We start from the raw sequence: 1,848 nt of genomic DNA, 5'->3' as shown, positions 1-1,848 counted from the left end.
GGGAGCGGCGGTTGCCTCACCCGGCCCACGTGACGCGCACCACGGCGATCAGCCGCTGACTGGGCACCGGCAGGAAGTACAGCAGCCCCACATCCAGGAAGGCCAGATTGCGCAGCCGGTGACCGGCGCCCACCTCGGTGGCGTCGCTCCCCAGCACGGCCAGTTCACGGGCGAGCCGTTCCACTTCAACGACGACATGCGGGGGAAGACCACCCACGATGTGTTCCGCGTCGGGGTCGTACTCCCACCTCCACGCGTCACTCACGCACCGATCTCCTCGGCCGCGGTTCGGAGGATGCGGCCGATCTCGCTCGCCGCCGCGCGAGCTGCTTCCGGGTCGGCCAGCGGATCCGCGGCCAGTTCCTCACAGGCGTGGAAGCGAGCGGCGCGCTGTGGCCAGCGTTCGATGTTGACGACGGTTCCCCAATGCGCGGTGAAGGCTCGCAGCGGTCCCACGCTGCTGGTGCGCTGCGCACTGGTTGCCGCGCTGGCCAGATGTTCGTTCAGTTCCGGGAGACGACTCGGAACGATCTGGGCGACTGCCACCCGAAGCGCGTCCGGGGTCAGCGACGGCATGGGGATCAGAGGAGCGCTGGCCTCGGTCGGCTGACTGCTCACGGTGGCCTCCTGTGTCGCTGAGTGCACTGCCGACGGCGCCGAGTTTATCGCTCCGGGCGGGTCCGCCGCCCGGATAGGGTGAGTGACCTCCCCGTCAGCGAAAACCAACAGGTGATCCCGCCATGCCCCCGATTCCCACCGCAGAGCTCCATCTCCATATCGAGGGCACCCTGGAGCCCGATCTGGCCTTCGCGCTCGCCGGGCGCAATGGGGTCGAGCTGCCGTTCGCCACCCAGGAGGAGCTGCGGGCCGCGTACTCCTTCGGCGACCTCCAGGACTTCCTGGACCTCTACTACGCGCTGATGACCGTGCTGCGCACCGAGGACGACTTCGCCGACCTCACCAACGCGTATCTGGCCCGCGCCCGTGAGCAGGGCGTACGGCATGCGGAGATCTTCTTCGACCCGCAGGCGCACACCGCGCGCGGCGTGGAGATCGACACGGTCATCCGTGGCATCGGCCGCGCGCTGGACGCCGCGCCGCGCGCGTACGGCATCACCACGCGCCTGATCATGTGCTTCCTGCGCGACGAGAGCGCCGAGTCGGCCCTGGCCACCTTCGAGGCGGCCCGCCCCCATCTGGACCGGATCGCCGCCGTCGGCCTGGACTCGGCGGAGGTCGGGAACCCGCCGTCGAAGTTCCGCGAGGTGTACGCGCTGGCGCGGCAGGCCGGGCTGAAGTGCGTCGCGCACGCGGGGGAGGAGGGGCCGCCCGCGTATGTGTGGGAGGCGCTGGACGTCCTCGGCGTGGACCGCGTCGACCACGGGGTGCGGAGCCTGGAGGACGAGGCGCTGGTGGCCCGGCTGGTCGCGGACCGCACCCCGCTGACCGTCTGCCCCCTGTCGAACGTCCGGCTGCGCGTCGTGGACCGCCTCGAGGACCATCCGCTGCCCGCGATGCTGGACGCCGGTCTGCTGGTGACGGTCAACTCCGACGACCCCGCCTACTTCGGCGGCTACGTGGGCGACAACTACACCGCCGTACGGGACGCGCTCGGCCTCGACGAGGCCACCCTGCGCACCCTGGCCCGCAACTCCTTCCAGGCCGCCTTCCTCGACGAGGAGACGCGGGCGGCGTACCTGAAGGAGGTCGAGAGCTGGAGCCGACGCTGACCGGAGACGGTCAGCCCCCGGCCGGCTCCAGGCGCACCGCGCACACCTTGAACTCCGGCATCCGCGACACCGGATCCAGCGCCGGGTTCGTCACCGTGTTGGCCCGCCCCGGCCCCGC

At 71.0% G+C, this 1,848-nt stretch carries 3 protein-coding genes; 1 reads left to right on the top strand and 2 read right to left on the bottom strand.

Annotation, left to right across the window (positions count from 1 at the left end):
- Positions 1-16 precede the first annotated feature (16 nt).
- Complete coding sequence (locus tag GWI24_RS43895) at positions 17-265, bottom strand: hypothetical protein (RefSeq protein ID WP_210951589.1); 249 nt, start codon at positions 263-265, stop codon at positions 17-19.
- A complete protein-coding gene (locus GWI24_RS43890) occupies positions 262-618 on the bottom strand; it encodes a hypothetical protein (RefSeq protein WP_308344291.1) in 357 nt (118 codons plus the stop codon). Before GWI24_RS43890 ends, GWI24_RS43895 begins: the two co-directional genes overlap by 4 nt.
- Before the next feature lie 122 nt (positions 619-740).
- On the opposite strand from GWI24_RS43890, the gene GWI24_RS43885 reads away from it, so the two are divergent.
- Positions 741-1,730 carry an adenosine deaminase gene (locus GWI24_RS43885; protein ID WP_210951588.1) on the top strand — a complete coding sequence of 330 codons (990 nt, stop codon included), beginning with the start codon at positions 741-743 and terminating at the stop codon, positions 1,728-1,730.
- The last annotated feature ends 118 nt before the right edge of the window (positions 1,731-1,848 follow it).

Source organism: Streptomyces sp. MK37H, from assembly GCF_018035285.1.
Taxonomy (GTDB): domain Bacteria; phylum Actinomycetota; class Actinomycetes; order Streptomycetales; family Streptomycetaceae; genus Streptomyces; species Streptomyces endocoffeicus.
This window is presented reverse-complemented; position numbering and strand designations above follow the sequence as displayed.